The sequence below is a fragment of the Streptomyces sp. CRN 30 genome, assembly GCF_034105845.1.
Genome location: NZ_JAVRHI010000101.1, coordinates 20,919 through 41,688, shown reverse-complemented (window position 1 = coordinate 41,688; position 20,770 = coordinate 20,919). Strand labels below are relative to the sequence as shown.

Annotated in this window: 18 protein-coding genes and 2 pseudogenes; 7 read left to right on the top strand and 13 right to left on the bottom strand. The window is 73.6% G+C overall.

All coding sequences use genetic code 11. From position 1 onward, the window contains the following. Window positions 1-301 (top strand): 3-deoxy-7-phosphoheptulonate synthase (locus UW392_RS09745; protein ID WP_320774508.1); only part of this gene is annotated, 301 nt, incomplete at its 5' end. A gap of 16 nt (window positions 302-317) precedes the next feature. Here UW392_RS09745 and UW392_RS09740 read toward each other — a convergent pair. The 9 genes from UW392_RS09740 to UW392_RS09700 form a co-directional block, all read right to left on the bottom strand. Then, window positions 318-2,000, bottom strand: coding sequence for a hypothetical protein (locus tag UW392_RS09740; protein ID WP_320774507.1), 1,683 nt, complete (start codon window positions 1,998-2,000; stop codon window positions 318-320). Window positions 2,001-2,130: 130 nt separating this feature from the next. Further along, complete coding sequence (locus UW392_RS09735; protein WP_320774506.1) at window positions 2,131-3,909, bottom strand: glycoside hydrolase family 35 protein; 1,779 nt, start codon at window positions 3,907-3,909, stop codon at window positions 2,131-2,133. Between the two features lie 358 nt (window positions 3,910-4,267). Then, window positions 4,268-5,932, bottom strand: coding sequence for an ABC transporter ATP-binding protein (locus tag UW392_RS09730; protein ID WP_320774505.1), 1,665 nt, complete (start codon window positions 5,930-5,932; stop codon window positions 4,268-4,270). Beyond that, the gene (locus UW392_RS09725; protein ID WP_320774504.1) at window positions 5,929-6,945 is read right to left on the bottom strand and encodes an ABC transporter permease; all 1,017 of its coding nucleotides are present in this window, start codon (window positions 6,943-6,945) and stop codon (window positions 5,929-5,931) included. The genes UW392_RS09730 and UW392_RS09725 overlap by 4 nt, the downstream gene beginning before the upstream one ends. Beyond that, window positions 6,942-7,940, bottom strand: a complete 999-nt coding sequence (locus tag UW392_RS09720) for an ABC transporter permease (RefSeq protein ID WP_320774503.1) — start codon at window positions 7,938-7,940, stop codon at window positions 6,942-6,944. The genes UW392_RS09725 and UW392_RS09720 overlap by 4 nt, the downstream gene beginning before the upstream one ends. A gap of 4 nt (window positions 7,941-7,944) precedes the next feature. Then, window positions 7,945-9,675: an ABC transporter substrate-binding protein gene (locus UW392_RS09715; protein ID WP_320774502.1), complete on the bottom strand. Its 1,731-nt coding sequence runs from the start codon at window positions 9,673-9,675 to the stop codon at window positions 7,945-7,947. Between the two features lie 234 nt (window positions 9,676-9,909). Next, window positions 9,910-10,002 (bottom strand): Ms4533A family Cys-rich leader peptide, encoded by a 93-nt coding sequence (locus UW392_RS09710; RefSeq protein WP_320774501.1) that lies wholly within the window; start codon window positions 10,000-10,002, stop codon window positions 9,910-9,912. Between the two features lie 77 nt (window positions 10,003-10,079). Continuing rightward, the gene (locus UW392_RS09705) at window positions 10,080-10,901 is read right to left on the bottom strand and encodes a MerR family transcriptional regulator (RefSeq protein WP_320774500.1); all 822 of its coding nucleotides are present in this window, start codon (window positions 10,899-10,901) and stop codon (window positions 10,080-10,082) included. 49 nt (window positions 10,902-10,950) lie between these two features. Further along, window positions 10,951-12,162, bottom strand: a complete 1,212-nt coding sequence (locus tag UW392_RS09700; RefSeq protein ID WP_320774499.1) for a cytochrome P450 — start codon at window positions 12,160-12,162, stop codon at window positions 10,951-10,953. A gap of 170 nt (window positions 12,163-12,332) precedes the next feature. Between UW392_RS09700 and UW392_RS09695 the strand changes: the two genes are divergently transcribed. Then, window positions 12,333-12,791, top strand: a complete 459-nt coding sequence (locus UW392_RS09695; RefSeq protein WP_320774498.1) for a MarR family winged helix-turn-helix transcriptional regulator — start codon at window positions 12,333-12,335, stop codon at window positions 12,789-12,791. A gap of 22 nt (window positions 12,792-12,813) precedes the next feature. Here the strand turns inward: UW392_RS09695 and UW392_RS09690 are convergent, their stop codons facing one another. After that, the gene (locus UW392_RS09690) at window positions 12,814-13,281 is read right to left on the bottom strand and encodes an SRPBCC family protein (protein ID WP_320774497.1); all 468 of its coding nucleotides are present in this window, start codon (window positions 13,279-13,281) and stop codon (window positions 12,814-12,816) included. A gap of 51 nt (window positions 13,282-13,332) precedes the next feature. Continuing rightward, on the bottom strand, window positions 13,333-14,175 hold the full coding sequence (locus tag UW392_RS09685; RefSeq protein ID WP_320774496.1) for a helix-turn-helix transcriptional regulator: 843 nt from the start codon (window positions 14,173-14,175) through the stop codon (window positions 13,333-13,335). 135 nt (window positions 14,176-14,310) lie between these two features. Here UW392_RS09685 and UW392_RS09680 point away from each other — a divergent pair, with 135 nt between their 5' ends. Together UW392_RS09680 and UW392_RS09675 are read left to right on the top strand one after the other, a co-directional pair. Then, window positions 14,311-15,933, top strand: a complete 1,623-nt coding sequence (locus UW392_RS09680) for an AMP-binding protein (protein WP_320774495.1) — start codon at window positions 14,311-14,313, stop codon at window positions 15,931-15,933. 65 nt (window positions 15,934-15,998) lie between these two features. Next, a complete protein-coding gene (locus UW392_RS09675; RefSeq protein ID WP_320774494.1) occupies window positions 15,999-16,505 on the top strand; it encodes a DinB family protein in 507 nt (168 codons plus the stop codon). A gap of 22 nt (window positions 16,506-16,527) precedes the next feature. On the opposite strand, the gene UW392_RS09670 is transcribed toward UW392_RS09675, so the two are convergent. Then, window positions 16,528-16,857 carry an alpha/beta hydrolase gene (locus UW392_RS09670; protein WP_320774493.1) on the bottom strand — a complete coding sequence of 110 codons (330 nt, stop codon included), beginning with the start codon at window positions 16,855-16,857 and terminating at the stop codon, window positions 16,528-16,530. A gap of 346 nt (window positions 16,858-17,203) precedes the next feature. Here UW392_RS09670 and UW392_RS09665 point away from each other — a divergent pair, with 346 nt between their 5' ends. Together UW392_RS09665 and UW392_RS09660 are read left to right on the top strand one after the other, a co-directional pair. Next, complete coding sequence (locus tag UW392_RS09665) at window positions 17,204-17,959, top strand: B3/4 domain-containing protein (protein WP_320774492.1); 756 nt, start codon at window positions 17,204-17,206, stop codon at window positions 17,957-17,959. A 198-nt stretch (window positions 17,960-18,157) separates the two neighbouring features. Further along, entirely contained in the window at window positions 18,158-19,585 is a 1,428-nt protein-coding gene (locus UW392_RS09660) for a PLP-dependent aminotransferase family protein (RefSeq protein ID WP_414495851.1), read from the top strand. Between the two features lie 8 nt (window positions 19,586-19,593). Here UW392_RS09660 and UW392_RS09655 read toward each other — a convergent pair. Then, window positions 19,594-20,394, bottom strand: a pseudogene (locus UW392_RS09655) (MFS transporter); the annotation flags it as partial. A 20-nt stretch (window positions 20,395-20,414) separates the two neighbouring features. Here UW392_RS09655 and UW392_RS09650 point away from each other — a divergent pair. Further along, window positions 20,415-20,717: pseudogene (locus tag UW392_RS09650) on the top strand (glyoxalase); the annotation flags it as partial. Window positions 20,718-20,770: the final 53 nt, after the last annotated feature.

The following is a 20,770-nucleotide window of genomic DNA, read 5'->3' as shown; positions in this document are numbered from 1 at the left end:
CGAGGCGGCCTCGGGGCACAAGACCCGCCGGTTCGACGACGTGCTGGACGAGGTCAAGGGCTTCTTCGAGGTCCACAAGGCGCTGGGCACCCACCCGGGCGGCATCCACGTGGAGCTGACCGGCGACGACGTCACCGAGTGCGTCGGCGGCGGCGACGAGATCTTCGTCGACGACCTCCACCAGCGCTACGAGACCGCCTGCGACCCCCGCCTCAACCGCAGCCAGTCCCTCGACCTGGCCTTCCTGATCGCGGAGACGGGGTTCGCGCCTACGGGGCCGCGCCGGCCCGGAAGGGGGTGACGGCCGGGGGGCGTCCTCAGCCGGCGAAGTCGGCGGTGACCTCCCCCATGTCGTAGGAGTAGACCTCTCGCGCGCACGCGCCGCAGTCGTCGCTCGGCGCGTGTTCGCTCAGCGACCACAGCTCGGGCGCCTTGCCGTCGCCGCGTCCGTGGGCCAGGTAGAGGTCCTCGGGTCCGTAGGAGCTCTCCAGCAGGGTGGGGTTGCCGACGAGGCGGGTGGAGCCGTCCACGCTCTGCGGGGCGGCCTGGAGCAGTCTGCCGTTGTCGTAGCCGTTGCTGCGGTGGAAGTACCACTTGCCCTCGTAGCGCAGAGCGCCCTGGATCTTGTGCCAGGTGTCCTCCCCGCCGAACTCGTCCTGGCCCTCGGTGGGCAGTCCGAAGGCGAGGTCGGCGTCGACCGTCGTGCCCGCGGCGCTCTCGACGGCGGCGGCCACGTCGGCCATCGGGTAGGTGGCCACCCGGCCGTTGCTGTCGCCGCCCGAGTTGGTGTTGCAGTACTCGCCGACGAGGAGGTGGTCGGTGTCCGTACGGTCCAGGGAGACGTAGGACGCCTTGGGCCGGGCGGTGGCGAAGCACTTGTTGCCGTCGCGGCTCTCGGTGGGCAGCGCGGTGGTGAACTTCAGGGTGGCGACCTGCGGCATCACGTACCGGTAGCCGTAGCTGTACCAGACGTTGCTCTGACGGCCGATCAGGCGCTTGTTCTCGACGTTGCTGACCAGGCCGTCGGGGGTGGGGTCGTGGACGGTGGCGTCCTCGTCGGGGTTGAGGTCCATGATCCTGCGCATGTCGAAGACGCGGAAGCCGTTGGCGGTGTCGGCGACGTAGAGGTAGTTGCCGTACCAGACCATGCCGCCGGCGTGGATGCCGTTCTGCGCCGCGCAGTCGGTGGTGACCACCTGGTTGCAGGTGCCCTCGGCCGCGTGCAGGGCGTCGAAGGATATGTGGTCGTAGTTGTTGATGTACGGCCAGACCAGCAGCACATGACGGTACTTGTGGGTGGCCTGGTTGATGAAGGTGATCCGGACGCCCTTCTCGTTGCAGGCGTCGGAGACGGAGGAGGAGAGGCAGTTGTCGCGTCCGGCGGCGTAGTCGCTGCGGCCGGGGTTGGCGTTGTCGTAGGAGCCGACGAGGACCGGGTCGGACGGGGAGTCGCCCCAGTCCTCGTCCTCCTGGGCGTCGGAGACACCGGTGATGGCCTGCGGCACCCACTCGGTGGAGCCGGCGTCGTCCGTCATCCAGCAGACACGCCGGCTGACCAGGAGGTCGGCGCCGTAGATGCTGGTGTCCGGACAGGCGGAGTCCCAGCCCGCGGTGCGGTTGGCCTGTTCCATCAGGCCGGTGACGCCCTGCTTGGGCAGGGCGGCGTCGAGCTGGTCGACCAGGCCGCCGAGGCCGGAGCCGGCCGCGAGGCGGAAGTCCTGCGTGCGGCCGGGGACCGGGGCGGCGAGCGGCGGGGCCGCCTGGCGGGACAGGCCCGGCGCGACGGCCGAGTCGTCCTGCTCCCCCTCGGGTTCGTCCGCCGTGCCGTCGTCGGGCATGGACTCGTGCTCGGGCACCGGGTCGTCGGCCGCGGTCGCCGCGGCGCGCGGTGCCGGTCCGTCGGCCGCGGCGGCCGTGACCGGGACGACTCCGGTGAGCAGCGCGGCGGCCAGCAGGGCGCGGGTCGTCAGACCCGGGTGCCGGTGGTTGCCTCTCCCCATGGACGGGGCCCCCTGTTCTTCCTGGTGTGTCACTCGTGGAGCGGAAGTGCCTGACGCGAGGTCAGGACACAGGAGGGGCACACGTTACAGAGAGCCGCTTGTGCGTTCGAGACGGTTTCACGCCGTCCGGTCAGAGGGGGAGACGGCCGAGATCGGGGGTGTCCCGCAGGACGGCGTGGGGTGCGTCGGCGTGGTCCAGTTCCAGGACGACGATCTCGTTGGCGCCGGGGCGCAGCAGCGGCCACGGCACGTAGAGCGTGCGCTGCGGGCCCCGGTCCGGCCAGTAGCGTCCCACGCAGAACCCGTTGACCCAGAGGTAGCCCTTGCTCAGGCCGGTGAGGCCGACGAAGGTGTCGGCCGGCTCCCGCACATCGAGGAAGCCGCGGTGGAGGACGGGGCCGGTGGTGGCGGTGCCGGGGGTCCCCCAGGGCAGGCCGTCCGGTGTGCCGTGGCCGAGCGGGACGGGCCGCGCGGTCCAGTCGTGGAGCCGCTGCTGGGTGTGCAGGACGCGGCCGACGCCCTTGCGGTCGGGGTCCCCGGAGCCGTAGTTGATCCGGCCCATCGACTCCACCAGCAGTTCCAGCCGCGCGTGCGGGCCGGGGACCGCGACGTCGGGCAGGGATGCGGACGCGCCGCGCTCCAGGACGCCGAGGGGCGCGCCGTCCAGGAAGACGTGGGCGCGGTCGGCGAGGCGGTGCGCGGTCAGGGCGTAGGGGCCGCGCGGGCCCGGTATGCGGGTGCCGTAGAGCACCAGGCCGTGCGCGATGCCGAGTTCCTCGAAGGACGGGGGTTCGGGTGCCCGTACCTCGTCGCCCGCCAGGTGGCCGAGGACGTCGAAGAGGCGCAGCGACTCGGTGAGGGGGATGCTCGCGGGCGGCAGCAGCGGGGCCGGGGGCGGCGGTTCGGGCAGCGGTCCGTCCGCGTACGCCGCGAGGACCTCGCGCAGGGCGTGGAACTTCGCGGTGGCGGCGCCGCGTTCGTCGATCGGCGCGTCGTAGTCGTAGGAGGTCACCGTCGGCAGGTAGCCCTCGCCGGTGGCGGGGTCGGCTGCGTTGGCACCGGCCCAGGTGGCGAAGTTGGTCCCGCCGTGCGCCATGTAGAGGTTGACGGAGGCTCCCGTCTCCAGGATCTCCGCGAGGGTCTTCGCCGCGTCCGCCGGGTCGCGTACGACGTGCCGTTCGCCCCAGTGGTCGAACCAGCCGCACCAGAACTCGGCGCACATCAGCGGGTCGTCGGGGCGGGTCCGGCGCAGCCGCGCGAGGGACCCGGCCGCGCGGCTGCCGAAGTTGACCGTCGCGAGGGTGCCCGGGAGCGTGCCGCCGGTGAGGAAGAAGTCCTCCGCGCCGTCGGAGGTGAACAGCGGTACGTCGATGCCGCGGGCGCGCAGGCCGCGGGCCAGGTGATCGAGGTAGCCGGTGTCGGTGCCGTAGGAGCCGTACTCGTTCTCGACCTGGACGAGGAGCACGTTGCCGCCCCGGGTGATCTGATGTCCGGCCACCAGCGGGACGACCCGGTCGTACCAGCGGTCGACGTGGGCGAGGTAGGCGGCGTCCCGGCAGCGCGTGGCGCGCACCTCGGGGTCGGCCGACAGCCACCAGGGCAGGCCGCCGTTCTCCCACTCGGCGCAGATGTAGGGGGCGGGGCGGACGATCGCGTACAGCCCGGCCTCACGGGCGGCGCGCAGGAAGCCGTCCAGGTCGGCGAGGCCGGTGAAGTCGAAGGTGCCGGGGCGGGGTTCGTGGAGGTTCCAGGGGACGTAGGTCTCCACGGTGTTGAGGCCCAGGGCGCGCAGCATCCGCAGCCGGTGCGGCCACTGCTCGGGCAGGACCCGGAAGTAGTGCAGGGCCCCCGAGAGCAGGCGCAGGGGACGTCCGTCGAGGGTGAAGCCCTCGGGGGACAGCTGGAGCATGGGGTTCTCCGCGGGGTGGACGACCGGCGTGGATGATCTGGCGAGCGTTGTCTAACACGCGGTGTCCGGCGCGGACCAGTGGGGCGGCGGGAGCCGGTGGGACGGCGAGGGCCGGTGGGTCGGCGAGGGCCGGTGGGTCGGCGGGAGCCGGTGGGTCGGCGGAACCCGGTGGGGCGGCGAGAGCCGGTGGGTCGGCGGAACCCGGTACGGCGGCGAAACCCGGCGGGGCGACGGAACCCGGTACGGCGGCGAAAGCCGGTGCGACGGCGGAACCCGGTGCGGCGGCGAGAGCCAGTGAGGCGGCGGGAGTACGCTCCGCCGCCCCTCCCCTCCTGCGCGGGGGCGGCGGAGCGGCTCCTCACGCCCCGGCCGGCTGCCGTCTCTCCGTGCGGCGCCGCGCGGCGAGGGCCGGGTCGAGCGCCGGTACGGCGGCGAGCAGCCGCCGGGTGTACGGGTCCCCGGGGGACTCGTAGACCTCGTCGGCGGGGCCGTACTCCACGACGCGACCGCCCCGCATCACCGCCAGGCGGTCGCTGACCTGGCGGACGACAGCCAGGTCGTGGGCGATGAAGACGAGCGCGAGGCCGAGTTCGCGGCGGAGCTCGTCCAGCAGGGCGACGACCTGGGCCTGGGTGGTCACGTCGAGCGCGGAGACCGGTTCGTCGCAGACCAGGACCCGGGGGTCGGCGGCCAGGGCCCGCGCGATGCCGACGCGCTGGCGCTGGCCGCCGCTGAACTCGTGCGGGTACCGGGTGCGGTTCGCCGGGTCGAGTCCGACCCGTTCGAGGAGTTCCGCGACGCGCTCGCGCACCTCCGCATCGCGTGCGCCGCGGGCGCGCAGCGGGTCGGCGACGGACTCGCCCACGCTGCGGCGGGGGTTGAGGGAGGAGACGGGGTCCTGGAAGACCATCTGGACGCGGGGGTCGACGCCGCGGGCGGCGGTCCCCTCGTGACGGACCTCCCCGGCGGTCGGCTCCAGCAGCCCCACCAGCATCCGGCCCAGCGTGGTCTTGCCGCTGCCGCTCTCCCCCACGATGCCGAGGGCCTCGCCGCGGCGGACCTCCAGCGACACCCCGTCGACGGCGACGGCGGCCCGCGCGCCGCGCCCGAAGACGCGGCGGAGCCCGACGGCTTCGAGGACAGCGGGGGCCGGTCCGGAGGCGGCCCCGCCGGCTTCTCGGGAGCGGGACGCTTCCACTCGGGGCGCGTCCGGTCGCGGCCCATCCAGTCGCGGCGCGTCCACTCGCGGCGCGTCCACTCGCGGCACCGCCCGCAGCAGACGCCGCGTGTAGGCGTGCCGCGGGGCGCCCAGGACCTCGGTGACCGGGCCGTGTTCGACGGCCCGGCCGCCGCGCATGACCAGGACCTCGTCCACGCTCTCCGCGGCCACGCCGACGTCGTGCGTGACCAGCAGCAGGCCCGTGCCGGTCTCCTCGCGCAGGGCGTGCAGCAGGTCGAGGATCTGGGCCTGGACGGTCACGTCGAGCGCCGTGGTGGGCTCGTCGGCGACGATGAGGTCGGGTTCGCAGGCCAGGGCCATGGCGATCAGCGCGCGCTGGCGCATGCCGCCGCTGAACTCGTGCGGGCGGGAGCGCGAGCGCCGCGCCGCGTCGGGGATGCCGACCCGGTCAAGGACCTCGACGGCACGCGCGCGTGCCGTCCGGCGGGACGCCTTGCGGTGCACCCGGTACACCTCGGCGATCTGGTCGCCGACGGCGTAGTACGGGTCGAGGGAGGAGAGCGGGTCCTGGAAGACCATCGCGGCCCGGCCGCCGCGCAGCGCCCGCAGCTCCGCGTCGGACGCCTCGCGCACGTCGGTGCCGGCGACCCGGACCGAGCCGCCGACCACGGCGCCCGTGCCCCGGTGCAGGCCCAGCAGCGCGGACGCCACCGTGGACTTGCCCGAGCCGGACTCGCCGACCAGGCCGAGCGCGGCGCCCTTCGCCAGCCGGAACGAGAGCCCGTCCACGGCGCGCACGTCGCCGAACTCGACGGTCAGGCCGTCGACCTCAACGAGACTCATGAGAGCACCACCCGTCGGTCGGCCACCGCGAACAGCACGTCCGCGACGGCGTTGGCCAGCACCACGAAGAACCCGATGACGAGGACCATGCCGACGACCACGGGAAGGTCGACGACCTTCACCGCGTGCACCAGTTCCCGTCCGACGCCGGGCAGCCCGAACATCGTCTCGGCCAGCACCGCGCCGCCCATCGCGCCGCCGAAGTCGGTGGCGGCCAGCGCGATGACCGGGGCGAGGGCGCCGCGCAGCGCGTGCCGCCCGATGATCGACGGCTCGGGGACTCCGTAGGCGCGGAACGTGCGCACATGGTCCTCGGCGAGGGTCTCCAGCATCGCGGCCCGGGTCAGCCGGGCGTACCGCGCGGCCTCGATCAGGGCGAGCGAGAGCCAGGGCAGCAGCAGGTTCCACGCCCACTGCTCGGGGTCTTCGGTGAACGGCACGTACTGCGGGAACGGCAGCCACTGGAGCTGTCCGCACACCACGATCATCAGGACGAGACCGATGACGAAGACGGGGGTGGCGGTGCCGGCGAGGGTGAGGGTGGTCAGCGCCCGTTCGGTGAGCCGGCCGCGCCGCCACGCGGACAGCACCCCGGTGCCGACCCCGATGAGCAGCCACAGCGTCATCGCGCCGATGACGAGGGAGAAGCTGACCGGCAGCTTCGTCCAGATCAGCTGGGTGACCTGCTGGTCGCTCTGGTACGACACGCCGAGGCAGGGCACGCCGCAGTGCTCGGTGCCGGTGCCCGTGGAGAAGTCCCGGCCGACGAGGACGCCCCGGAGGAAGTCCCAGTAGCGCAGGTAGAGCGGGTCGTCGAGGTGGAGCTGCGCGGAGACCTGCTGGACCTGGGCCGGGGAGCAGCGCGGGCCGCAGGTGATCTGCGCGACGTCGCCGGGGGCGACGTAGAACACGAGGTAGATCAGCACGCTGATGGCGAGCAGGGTGACGGCGGCGCCGACGACGCGCCGCAGGGCGAAGCCCGCGAGGCCGTCGAGCCGGGCGAGGGCGCTCATGCGTCGGCCTCCCGCTCGCGGCCGGTGCCGACGCGCAGCCGGGACGCGGCGCGCGGGTCGAGCGCGGTGCGCACGCCGTCGCCGAGCACGGTCAGCGCCAGTACGGTCGCGAAGAGCGCGCCGGCGGGCAGCAGCAGGTACTGCGGCGCGGCCTGGTACCAGATGTCGGCCTGCGTCAGCATCTGCCCCCAGGACGGGGTCGGCGGTCTCACGCCGACGCCGAGGAAGCTGAGCGCCGCCTCGATGGTGATGTTCACCGGGACGAGCAGGGCGGCGTAGGTGAGGACGGGCGCGCCGAGCGCGGGCAGCAGTTCGCGGCGGGCCACCTGCCAGGGGCCCCAGCCGCTGAGCCGGGCCGCGGCGACGTGGTCCAGTTGCTTCAGGGTCAGGGTGTGCGCCCGTACGATCTTGGCGAGCGACCCCCAGGCGACCAGGCCGATGATGGCGGCGACCAGCACGGGCCGCGGGAAGCCGTCGGGGACGATCGCCAACAGCGCCAGCGCCATGATCATCAGGGGCAGGGCGATGATGATGTCGGTGAGGCGGCTGAGGAGCTGGTCGATCCAGCCTCCGCCGAGCGCGGCGCCGACGCCGACCAGGACACCGAGGACCACCTGGACGACGGTCGCGGCCAGGGCGACGCCGAGGGAGATCCGGGCGCCGTACACGAGCCGGGCGAACAGGTCGCGGCCGGTCTGCGGTTCGACGCCGAGCCAGTGGTCGGCGCTGATGCCGCCGAACGCGCCGACGGGCACGCCGCCGCTCGCCGAGTCGACGAGCGAGGGGTGGTACGTGGTCGGGTCCTGCCCCTCCACCGCGGTGAGCAGCGGTGCGGCGAGCGCGACCAGGACGAGCAGCGCGACGGCTCCCGCCGCGACGAGGGCGGCGCGCCGGGCGCGCAGCCGCCACCAGAACTGACGGGCCCCGGAGGCGGGGGCGAGCACCGGGCCGGTGCCCGCCCCCGCCGCCTCGGAGACCGCGTGGGCCTCACTCATGTGCCTACTTCACCGCGACCTGGGAGATGTCCAGTACGCCGGTCCAGTCGCTGATCACGACGTTCTTGACGTCCTTGCCGTACAGCCGCTTGTAGACCGGGTGGAACAGCGGGACCGTCAGGGCCTGCTCGCCGATCTTCTTGTCGAGGGCGCCCCAGCGCTTCGCCGCCGCGTCGAGGTCGGTGAGCTTGTTGATGGCGTCGATCTCGTCGTTGACGGCACGGTCGTTGAGGAAGCCGGTGTTGAAGTTGGCGCCGTCCTTCACGATCTGCCGGCCGTCGAAGATCGGGGCGAGGAACGGGCCTCCGGAGGGCCAGTCGGCGCCCCAGTGGGCGAGGAAGAACCCGGGCTCGGTCTTCACGTCGTGGATGGTGTCGGAGTAGTCGTTGTCCTCCAGGCCCTTCAGCTTCACCGTGATGCCGGCCTTGCCCAGGGCGTCCTGGAGGGCGGTGGCGATCTCCGGTCCGGTCTCGAAGTCCTGGGCATTGGAATGGGTGAGGGTGACCGTGATCCCCTTCTCGTAACCGGCCTTCTTCAGGAGTTCCCTGGCCTTGGCCGGGTTGCCGGAGTCACCGGCCGGGAAGTGGTCGTAGGCCGTGTAGCCGAAGGACTTCTGGTTCGGCAGGTACGTCGTCGCCGGCTCGGCGAGGGAGGAGCCGCCGGCCGCGTTGATCACGGAGGTGCGGTCGACGGCGTAGGCGATGGCCTGGCGGACCTCGGGGTCGTCGAACGGCTTCACCTTCGGGTTGAAGGCGATGTAGTCGGTGTAGCCGAAGTGGCCGGTGCCGACCCGGGCGGCCAGCTCCTTGTCGCCGGTGACCTTGGCGAGTTCGGCCGGGCCGAGGTTGGTGTCGGTGGTGACGGCCGCGGCGTCGGCGCCCTGGGAGGAGGAGAGCCGCTGGTTGATGACGGAGGAGTCCAGCCCGGAGCGGACATCGATCTTGTCCGGGTACGCCTTGCGCTCCTCGTCGGTCTTGGCCGACCAGTGCTCGTTGCGCTCCAGGACCAGCCGCTCGCCGTCGTTCTGGTTCTCGACGACCTTGTACGGGCCGGAGGAGACGGGGTGCTTCTCGTACTCGGTGCCGGTGTCGGCCGCCTTCGGCACGGGGGCGAACTGCGTCTGCGTGGCCAGGTAGGGGAACTCGCCCTCGGGCTTGTTCAGGTGGAAGACGATGGTGCGGTCGTCGGGCGTCTCGATGGAGTCGAGCCCCTTGCCCTTGTCCTTGTACGGGCCCGCGTAGTCGGCGCCGCCGATCAGCCAGTCCCGCAGGTACGGCGCGCCGCCGGAGAGTTCGGCGGCGAAGGACCGCTCGATGCCGTACTTGATGTCCGCCGAGGTGATCGCCTTGCCGTCCTCGTACTTCAGCCCCTCCTTGAGGGTGTACGTCCACACCGTGGCGTCCTCGTTCGGCGTGCCGGTGTCGGTGGCGAGGTCGGGGACGACCTTCGAACCGGCGGCGCCGTCCTCGCGGTTGCGGGTGGTCAGGGTGCGGAAGACCAGGGAGGGGACGTTGCCGCCGCCGGAGGTGTAGAGCCGGGCCGGGTCGAAGTCCTGCTGCGGGTCGGAGTTGAGGACCGTGAGGGTGCCGCCCTGCCTGGGTCTCGCGTTCCCGTCACCGGACTCGGCACCGTTGTCCTCGGGTCCGCAGGCGACGGCGGTGCCCGCCACTACGAGGCTGACGGTGAGCGCGGCGGCGGCCCGGCGCGATCTGCGGGACAGGGACGGGTGACGCATCGGAAGACGACCTCTCGGGGTGAGCCGTCCCGGATTACGGGACGACGGTGACACGGGGAAAGCTGCCGGGGGTTCGCCTCGGTGCGAGGGTCGTCGACCGCGGGGGGACCGGCCGCCGTGGCCGTTCGGCCGGGGGTCACCCGGAACGGCCGGAGCGCCTCGCGCGGCGCGCGGGCTGGGCGGACGGAGATCGTCGCGAGTCGGTCACGGCGACGTACGCGCCGGAGGCGGACGTCAGCGACAGAGGATGTCGGCCACGCAGAGCGGGGTCACGCCGATCAGCGCGAGCTCGATGGCTGCGCGTGCGGCGGCGTGAGAAGACGACATGCCGAGCAATATGAACGAACGTGCGGGAGATGTCAAAGCGAGGGGGGTGGCGGCGCCCCGCCGCCCCCCTCGGGTGGTCACGGTGCGGTGACCGCCGTCTGGAGTTCCGTCACCCACTCCGCCCGGTCCTCGGGGCACTCCAGGCTGACCTCGCGCGGATACCCCAGCGCGCTGTGCCCGCCCTCGTCGATCCAGCGGGCGAGGGCCTGGGCGGTGGGCAGGACGGTGTCCATCGGGCCGCGGTGCACGATGGTCGCCGCCCGGACGAGGGGCGGCAGGTCGACGATCGGGAGGTCGCCGTCCCGGAGCGGGGCGGCGACCTGGACGGCGGCGTGCACGGTGATCCTGCCGCCGCCCTCGGGGGCGTCCTCGTAGTGGGCGATCCCCGGACCCGTGGGGGCGATCCCGGCCTCCTCCAGGCGCCGGAACAGCTCGTCGTAGAGCGGCCCGACGACCGGGCCGATGTTCTCCGGTTCGAAGCTCGCCGCGGTCGCGGTCAGCTGTGCGACCCGGACGGCCGGGATCTCCTTGAGAACGACGTCGTCGGCGGACATGTGTCCCTCACTCTCGATGGCTCGGAGCCGCGCCTCGACCTGGAGCAGCCGTGCCTCGGCCGCCGCCACCGCGCCGCGCAGTTCGGCCCGCCGCAGCCGGAGCATGCCGCGGAGTTCCTCGGTGCCGACCTCGTCGTCCACGATCTCCCGTACCTCCTGGAGGGTGAAGCCGAGTTCCTTGAGCGCGATGACGCGGTTGAGGCGGGCCAGTTGGGCGCCGGTGTAGTAGCGGTAGCCGCTGCCGGACGCGACATGGGCCGGACGCAGCAGTCCGGTCGCGTCGTAGTGACGCAGCATCCGGACCGAGACACGGCCGTGCCGGGCGAAGTCTCCGATGGTGAACATGATGGCTCCGAGCTGATCGCCTGACACGGTGTGAGAGTCAAGCCCCGTGTCACCAGCTGACGGGAACCTCCCGGAGACCGCCGACGAGGAGGCCCTCGGTCTTGCGGAGTCCGGTGACGGGGACCGCGAGGCGCAGGGTGGGCAGCCGGGTGAGGAGGGTGTCGAGGACGACCTGGAGTTCGGTGCGGGCCAGGGCCTGGCCGAGGCAGGAGTGCGGCCCGGCGCCGAAGGTCAGGTGCGGGTTGGGGGTGCGGGCCAGGTCCATGGTGTCGGCTCCGGTGAAGGCCCGCTCGTCGCGGTTGGCGGCCGGCATGCTGCAGACGACGGTGGAACCGGCGGGCACGACCCGGCCGTCGATCTCGATGTCCTCACCGACGTAACGGCGCAGCCCGAAGCCGAGGTTGGCGTCGAAGCGCAGGGACTCCTCGACGGCGGAGCGCACCAGGGAGCGGTCCGCCAGCAGCCGCTCCCAGCGCTCGCGCTCGGCGAGCAGCATGGAGACCATCTTGCCGATCATGTTGGCGGTGGTCTCGTGCCCGGCGACCAGCAGACCCATGCCGGTGGCCACGAGTTCGCCGTCGCTGAGCCCGCCGTCGGGGCCCTCGCTCTCCGTGATGAGTGTGCTGAGCAGGTCGTCGGCGGGCTCGGCCCGTTTGGCCTCGACGTGCCCGGACATGTAGGCGACGAACTCGGCCTGGGCGGTGGCGATCTCGCCGGCGGTGTGGCGGGTGACGCTCAGGAAGGTGTCGGACCAGTACGAGAAGCGGTCCCGGTCCTTCGCGGGCACCCCGAGCAGGTCGCAGATGACGTGGACGGGCAGCGGGAAGCCGAGGGCGGCCCGCAGGTCGGCGGGGGCGCCGTCGCGGACCATCGCGTCGACGAGATCCTCGGCGAGCCGGGTCATGCCGGGGCGCAGGGCGGCCATCCGCTTGGCGGTGAAGTACCGGCCGACCCGGCGGCGCCAGCGCTGGTGGGGTTCGCCCCGGTCGGGCAGGGAGAGCGCGGTACTGCCGGTGGCGGCGGCCCCGCCGCTGCCCTCGGGCGCCACCCGGGCGGCGTCGTCGGCCTCGGTGGGGCGGACGAAACGGGCGTCGGACAGCAGGTTCCTGACGTCGGTGTACCGGGTCAGGTAGACGGCGGTGTCGCCGCTGGGCAGCGTGGCGTGCGCGACGGGGCACCGCGCGCGCAGCCCCTCCCAGGCGGCGGGGGGATCGAGCGGGGTGTCGGTGGACAGGGGCAGACGGACGACGGAGTCGCTCAACGGATGCTCCTCGACGAGACGGTGGGGGAATGCGCGAGGCGGGGCTCGCGGACGCTCGTGCTGTGCACCGTACATCAAAAGTGCATCATGCACATCAAGTGCATGATGCGTCCTCGCCGGGCGGACATAGGGTGGGCGGCGGCAGGGCGCGCGCTATCGAGGAGGACGACGTGGACGCACGGCAGGCAGGCGGCCGCATCGAGCGTGAGCTGCTCATCCTGACCCGGCACATGGAGATGACGTCGCCCCGCCGGGTCCGCGGCGGCGGGGCCCTCGACCGCAGTGCCTACGTCGTCCTGAGCCGGCTGGAGGCGCAGGGTCCGATGTCCGTGCCGGACCTTGTCGAGGCGTTCGGACTGGCCCCCTCGACCTTCACCCGGCAGACCAACGCGCTGCTCCGCGAGGGGCTGGTGGAGCGCACCCTCGATCCGAACGGCAGCGTCGCCCGCAAGTTCCGGGTCACCGAGGAGGGGCTGAAGCGGCTGCGGGCCGACCGGGACGCCGTCGTCGAGGGGCTCGCCGACGTCCTCGGCGACTGGTCCGCGGACCGGCTGCGGCGGTTCGTCGCCGACCTCGAACGGTTCAACACGGACATCGAGGAGCGGACGGGGCGGCCCTGGCCGCGCTGAACCGGGGCGGTGGACCCCCGGTTCAGACCGGGTGGTGGTCGGCCACGGCGCCGAGTTCGATCCCGTGCTCCAGCAGTGCCTTCAGCGCGCACAGCACGGTGCTGAAGCCGCCGACGGTGTCGTTGACCCAGCGCACGGCGTCGTCCCCCGAGCCCTCGAAGCCGGTCTCGGTCACCTCGACATGGGTGGCGTCCCCCGGCCGCGGGGTGAACGTCAGCTCGACCAGGGTGGGCCGGTCGTAGTTCCCCCACGTGAACCGGATGAGCCGCCCGGCCTCGACCGCCTCGACCCGGACCTGGACGGACACGCCGTAGAACGACCACTCCCAGCGCAGTTCGGCGCCCGGTTCCATCCGGCCGCTGCCGGCGCTGTACCAGAACCGCGTGGTGACGGCGGGGTCGGCGAAGGCCTCGAAGACCTCCCGCGGAGGCCGGCGGACGATCATCGAGGCGGTGGCGGCCGGGGGCCGGGTGAGCGCGAGTGGCTGCATGCCCCCGATGATGCACGCCGGCACCGGCACGACCCACGCCCCGCGCCGTGTCTATGGCAGCCAGCCCGCCCTGCGGGCCGCCACCACCGCCTCGCCGCGCGTACGGGCGCCGAGTCTGCGCATCGCCGAGCGCAGGTAGCCCTTGACGGTCTCCGTGGTCACGCCCAGGCGTTCGGCGATCGCCGGGTTGGTCGCTCCCCCGGCGACGCACGCGAGGACGTCCACCTCGCGGGGCGCGAGACCGCACCCCGGTGCGGGACCGCCGTCGCCGCCCGTCGCGAGCAGCCCGCACGCCCGCAGCAGCTCCGCCCGCAGCGCGGGGTCCTCGATCCTCGGCGCCAGCGCGCGCAACGCCGCGTGCGCCTCCCGTACGTGCTCCCGGGCGGCGCCGGTCACCGGGGCGCCCGCCGGCTCCGGCCGTACGGCCGCCAGCAGATCCCGCGCCTCCTCCCCCACCAGCAGCGCCTGTTCCACGTCCCGGGCCGCCGCCACGGCCGCGCCCAGCGTGCGGTCGCCCAGCGGCTCGGCCACGCGCAGGGCGCCGTACAGCACGCCGCGGACCCGGCGCCGTACGACGACGGGGACCGCCACCACCGCGCGGAGCCCCTCGGCGGCGACCGGCACGTCGTACTCGTGGCTGATGCGCCGGGAGGCGGAGTAGTCGGTCACGGCGCAGGGCCGGGTGAGTGCCGTCGCCCTGCCGCCCAGGCCGTTGCCGGAGGTGACGGCGAGGGCCTTGAGCGCCGTCGTGGCGGTGCCGCTCAGCTCGGTGATGCGCAACTGGCGGCGGCCGCGCTCCACCAGGCCCCCGAAGGCGACCGGCAGCCCGGTCGTGTGCCGCAGCCGGGCCAGCGCGTCGCGCACCTCGGCCGCCCCCGTCGCCTCCGCAGTCACCCGCTCGCTCCTTCGTGCCGGTCCGTCGCCCCGCGTCACCCCCGTTCGGGGGTAGCGCGGCCCGCACCACGGATTACACGATGGCGGACAGCCGTCCGGCAACGGTTGGGCAGCGGTCCGGTAGGAGGAGGCACCATGACAGCCCCTGAGCCGTCGTACACGCACGGCACGAGCGGCGCGGCGCTGCTCGGCGACACCGTCGGCGCCGCCCTGGACCGGACGGTCGCCGCCGGCCCCGGCCGGGAGGCCCTGGTCGACGTGGCGTCCGGACGGCGATGGACGTACGCCGAGTTCGGCGCGGACGTCGACGAGCTGGCCCGCGGCCTGCTGGCCCGGGGCGTCACCAAGGGCGACCGGGTCGGCATCTGGGCCGTCAACTGCCCCGAGTGGGTGCTCGTGCAGTACGCGACCGCCCGTATCGGCGCGATCCTGGTCAACGTCAACCCCGCCTACCGCGCGCACGAGCTGGAGTACGTGCTGAAGCAGGCGGGGGTGCGGCTGCTGGTGTCCTCCCTCGCCCACAAGGGCAGTGACTACCGGGCGCTGGTGGAGCAGGTGGGCGGCGGCTGCCCTGAGCTGCGGGAGACCGTGTACATCGGCGACCCGTCGTGGGACGCGCTCACCGTGGCCGCCGCGGCGGTGCCGCCGGAGCGGCTCACGGCCGCCGCGGCGGAGCTGAGCTGCGACGACCCGGTCAACATCCAGTACACCTCGGGCACGACCGGCTTCCCGAAGGGCGCCACGCTCTCCCACCACAACATCCTCAACAACGGGTACTGGGTGGGCCGCACGGTCGGCTACACGGAAGCGGACCGGGTCTGTCTGCCGGTGCCGTTCTACCACTGCTTCGGCATGGTGATGGGCAACCTGGCGGCGATGGCGCACGGCGCCTGCGTCGTGATCCCCGCGCCGTCCTTCGACCCGGAGGCGACCCTGCGGGCGGTGCAGCTGGAGCGGTGCACCTCGCTGTACGGCGTCCCGACGATGTTCATCGCGGAGCTGGCCCTGCCCCGCTTCGCCGACTTCGACCTGACCTCCCTGCGCACCGGCATCATGGCGGGCTCGCCCTGCCCGGTGGAGGTGATGAAGCGCGTCGTCGCCGAGCTGCACATGGAGCAGGTCTCCATCTGCTACGGCATGACCGAGACCTCGCCGGTCTCCCTCCAGACCCGCATGGACGACGACCTCGAACACCGCACCTCGACCGTCGGCCGGGTCCTGCCGCATCTGGAGGTCAAGATCACCGATCCGGTCACCGGCATCACCGTGCCCCGCGGCACCGCCGGGGAACTGCGCACCCGCGGCTACAGCGTGATGCTCGGCTACTGGAACGAGCCCGAGAAGACCGCCGAGGTCGTCGACGCCGCCCGCTGGATGCGCACCGGGGACCTCGCGGTGATGCGCGAGGACGGGTACGTCGAGATCGTCGGCCGCATCAAGGACATGATCATCCGGGGCGGGGAGAACATCTACCCGCGCGAGGTCGAGGAGTTCCTGTACGCCCACCCGAAGATCGCGGACGTCCAGGTGGTCGGCGTGCCCCACGCGCGGTACGGCGAGGAGGTGCTCGCCTGCGTCGTCCCGCGCGACCCGGCGGACCCGCCGTCCCTCGAAGAGCTGCGCGCGTTCTGCGCCGAGCGGCTGGCCCACTACAAGATCCCGAGCAGGGTGCAGCTCCTCGGCTCCTTCCCGATGACCGTCTCCGGCAAGGTCCGCAAGATCGAACTGCGGGAGCGGTACGGCGAGCGGGAGCGGTGAGCCGGCTCCCCGCCCCGCGCGAAAACGCGTCGACAGCGCCGCTCCGGCGCAGGGACACTGCGTCGATGACCCGTACAGAAGACGTCCCTGCCGCCTGGGACGAACGCACCCAGCTCACCACGTTCCTCGACTACGCCCGGGACACCGTCCGCGTCAAGTGCGAGGGCGTCTCCCCGGAGCACGCCGGCGCCGCTCTGCTGCCGGGCTCCCCGCTGATGACCGTGAGCGGACTGGTCAACCACCTCCGCTGGGTGGAGTACCACTGGTTCCAGGTGGTCTTCCTCGGCGAGGACGACAAGGGGCCGTGGACCGACGAGGATCCCGACCGCGAGATGCGGATCGCGGTCGACTTCCCCCTCGGGCAACTGCTCGCCGAGTACGCCGAGCAGAGCGACCGCTACCGGGAGCTGGTGGCCCGCACCCCTCTGGACACGAAGGCCGTGCGGGCCAGGCGCGACGGCCGCCGCGTCGACCTGCGCTGGATCCTGCTCCACCTCGTCGAGGAGACCGCCCGGCACAACGGCCACCTCGACATCCTGCGCGAACTGCTCGACGGCACGACCGGGATGTGACCCGCCCCGGCCGCCGGCCGGGCTACGCGCGGCAGACCCGGTCGCGGGCGGGCAGCCGCCCGGTGGCCAGGCAGGCGTTGACCTGACGGTCCGCGCAGGTGTTGCCGAACTCGGCGTAGACGCCGTGCTGGAGGGCGTCCGGCACGGTGACGAGCCGGGAGGACGGCCACCGTTCGCGCATCCGCAGCGCTCCCGGGTAACGGGTGCGGGGGTCGCCGGTGGCGTTGACCAGGAGCGCCGGAACATCGTCGGCCAGGACGGTCGGGGCCTCCGCCGGCGGGTCCCAGAACTCGCACGGCGAGATGTTGTGGACCAGCGGACCCGCGAAGGAGGCGGTGCAGTCGAGCGGCACGGTGAGGTCGGCGCAGCGGGCACCGGACGCGTCGAGTTCAGCGTGGCTCCGGCGACGACCGTACGTATTCGAGTCAGGGGCCGCATGGGCCGGATGCTGGAAGGCTCATGAAGATCTTGGTGAGCCTTCTAGGGCCGCGGCGTACGTCGACTCACCGGGGCCAGCCCCCTCTTCTCCCTCGGTGGGCCTGGCCGTGGCGCTTATGGACCGGTCGGTCCGGCGCTCTTTGGCACTGTCGCCGGGTCCATGACGGCGTCAGGGTGGGAGGACCTTCGACTTCCCGGAGTTCTCACGTGAGTACGACCTACTGGTCCATGGCCCCGCGCACCCGTTCGGCGGGGGTGGCATGAGCATGCGTTTCCGGCACTCGGGCGCGGTCCGGTCCGACCATCCCGGGCTCGTCGCCGGGGCGCTGTACGCCGACGGCGCGGGGCGCGACGTCGGCACCGGCCCGCTCCTGGCGGAGTACACCGAGCGGGCGGCGGCGCGGCTGGCCGACGCGCCCGAGGGGCGGTTCCCCGAAGTACTGGCCTGGCGGCGGGCGTTCGCCCGGCTGGGGCTGAAGCCGACGCAGTACCGGTGCGCGTCGGAGTCGCTGCTGCGGCGGCTGCGGAAGGAGGGCACGCTGCCGCGTATCCACCCCGTGGTGGACCTGTGCAACGCGGTCTCCGTGGCGTACGCGGTGCCGGTCGCCGTCCTCGACGCGGACCGGGTCGCGGGGCCGCTCCTCGAGGTGCGGCACGCCCGCGGGGACGAGCGGTACACGACCTTCGGCGGTGACGTCGAGTACCCGGCGCCCGGCGAGGTGACGTACGCCGACTCCGCGGGCCGGGCGCACGCCCGCCGCTGGACCAATCGGCAGAGCGGCCACTCGGCGGTCGGGGAGCGCACCGACCGCGTCCTCGTGGTGGCCGAGGCCCTGCACGACGGCGCGGCGGAGACGGTCCCGCTGGTGCTGAAGACGATCGCGGCGGAACTCGCCGCGCACTGGGGGTGCGCGCCTCGGACGGCCGTCCTCACCGACGCGGAGCCGGAGTTCGTCTTCGACGCGGGGAAATCCGGCTTCGACGCCGGGGAGTTCCTCTCCGACGCAGGGGGATGAGGGCGCGGGCCGCGTGCGGGTGGGGCGGCTCGTGGCAGCAGGAGGCGGTCGGGTACGGGGTGGGGTGGGGGCGTGGAGATCTCGGCGGACGGTGGTGCCGGGGGCGGCGCTCGCGGGTCCGACTTCCTGCAGCTGGACGTGGGGGACGCGCCCGCCGGGGGCAAGGCGGACTGGCTGGCCGGGCGGCTGCGGCAGGCCATGGCCGACGGGCGGCTGGCCGTCGGCAGCAGACTGCCGCCGACCCGGGTACTCGCCGCCGACCTGCGGGTCTCGCGGGGCGTGGTCACCGAGGCGTACCGGCGGCTCGCCGAGGACGGCCATGTGGAGGGCCGTCGGCGCGGCGGCACCGTGGTGGTCGGCCCGCCCTCGGCACTTCCGGCGCTCCCGACGCCCTCGATGCCCCTGGCGCCGTCGATGCCCCTGGTACCCCCGGTCCCCTCGGCGCCCCCGGTGCGGAGGCCGTCGGCCGGCGGGCGGCCCGCCCCGGCCGCGCTGTTCACCGCGGTGCCCGGCGACGACGTCTTCGACGCGCTGCGCGCCGCGCCCGCCCGCATCGACCTCACCCCGGGCCGTCCCGACCTCACCGCGTTCCCGCGCGCGGCCTGGCTGCGCGCCGAACGGGCCGTGCTGGCCGACCTGTCCGCCGAGGACCTCGGGTACGGCGACCCACGCGGCGCGCCCCGGCTGCGACGCGCCGTCACCGACTGGCTGGCCCGCACCCGCGGCGTCCTGGTCGCACCGGACGAGGTGCTCATCGTCGCCGGTACCGCGCAGGCGCTCACCCTGCTCCACCCCGTGCTGCGCGCGGACGGCATCACCGAGGTCGCGGTGGAGGACCCCGGGTCGCTCGGCAGCCGCCAGCACCTGCGCAACGGCGGTCTCGCGACGCCGCCGGTGCCCGTCGACGGCGACGGCCTGCGCGTCGACGCGCTGCGCGCCTCGGGTGCCCCCGCCGTGCTGGTGACCCCGGCGCACCACTTCCCCACCGGCGTCGTCACCAGCGGCGAACGCCGCCGGGAACTCCTGCGCTGGGCGGCGGACGGCGGCCTGATCATCGAGGACGACTACGATGCGGAACACCGTTACGACCGGCCGCCGGTCCCGGCACTGCGCTCGCACCTCGCCGACCGGCTGTGCTACATGGGCAGCGTCTCCAAGCTGCTCGCCCCGGCGCTGCGGATCGGCTGGGTCGTGCCGCCGCCGCGCCACCGGGAGCGGCTGACCGCCACGAAACGCTTCAACGACCTGGGCAACGCCGTGCTGCCCCAACTGGTGCTGGCCCGGCTGATGGAGTCGGGACACCTGGAACGGCACCTGCGGCTGCTGCGCGGCCGGCACACCCGCCGGCGCGACGCGATGATCGACGCCATCGCCGCGCACCTGCCGGGCGCGGTCGTGCACGGCGCGGCGGCCGGGCTGCACCTGACCGTCACCTACGCGCGGGACGTACCGGACACGGAACTGGCCGCCGCCGCGCTCGACTCGGGCGTGAAGTGCCAGCCGCTGTCCTGGCACCGGCAGCTCCCCGGCCCGCCGGGGCTCGTCCTCGGCTACGCGGCCTGTCCGCCGGGGGTCGTCGCGGAGGGCGTCGAGGCGCTCGGCCGGGCCCTGCGCGCGCTGTCCTGACCGTCCGTTCAGGCCGGTCCGTCGGCGGTCGCGGCACGGCGTTCGACACGGTGCGCGTCCGGGACGCAGAGGTTGGCCACGGTGACGAGGGCGATCGTCCCGGCGCACACCGCCAGCGCGCCCGCACTGTCCGCCGAACGGGCCGCGAGGGCGGTGACGAGGTAGCCGAGGGGGATGGCGAGGCGCTCCCCGACGCCGTTCAGCGCGCTCATGCGGCCCTGTTCGGCGCGGGGCACGTGCTGCTGGAAGGCGGTGTTCCAGGAGACGATCGACACGTCGAGGCCGATGCCCGCCAGCACGGCGGCCGCGAGGACCAGGGGCAGCGGCAGCTCGCAGGCGAGGGCGGCGAGCGGCAGGGCGAGCCCTCCGCCCGCCGCGATCGCGACCGCGAGCAGCCGGTACGGTCTCCAGCGCAGGCAGACCAGCGTGCCCGCCGGCAGACCGGCGGCGAACGCGCCCTGGACCAGGCCCCAGTCGCGTGCTCCCCCGTACCGTTCCGCGACGACCAGCGGCCCGAGGAGCTGGAACCCCGCCAGCCACGCCGCCACGAGGACGGTCCCGGCGAGCGTGTAGGTCCACAGCCAGGTGCGCGACCGGAAACCCGTCCAGCCGGCCCGTACGTCGGCCAGGACCCCGGTGTCGGTGCGGGGCGGGGCGTCCAGGCGCAGGCCGCGGAAGAGGACGGCCGCGACGGCGAACGTGGCCGCGTCCCAGGCCGGCGCCCAGGCCGGGCCGCTCGCCGCGACGACGATCCCGCCGACGGCCGGGCCCAGCACCCGGACCGCGTTGCCCGGCAGCCGGAGCAGCGCGTCGGCCTGCTGGAGGTGGTGAGATCGGTGAACTGGTGCTGCTGCTGGGCGTCGAGGACGTCAGGGCGAGCAGGCGGTTCTACGCCGAGCGGGGCCTGACCGTGGCGAAGAGCTTCGGCGGCAAGTACGTCGAGTTCGCCGCCGACGGGCCCGGCAGCGTCAAGCTGGCGCTGTACAAGCGCTCCGGTCTGGCGAAGGACGTCGGTGTACCGGTGGAGGGCGGCGGCGCCCACCGGCTCGTGCTCGGGGGCGACTCGGGCTCCTTCACGGACCCGGACGGCTTCGCGTGGGAGACGGCACCGGTGACGTCGGCGTCGTCGTAGCCGCCCCCCTCGGCACAGCTGTCGTCGCAGTCGTCGCCGTCGTCGTGGTCACG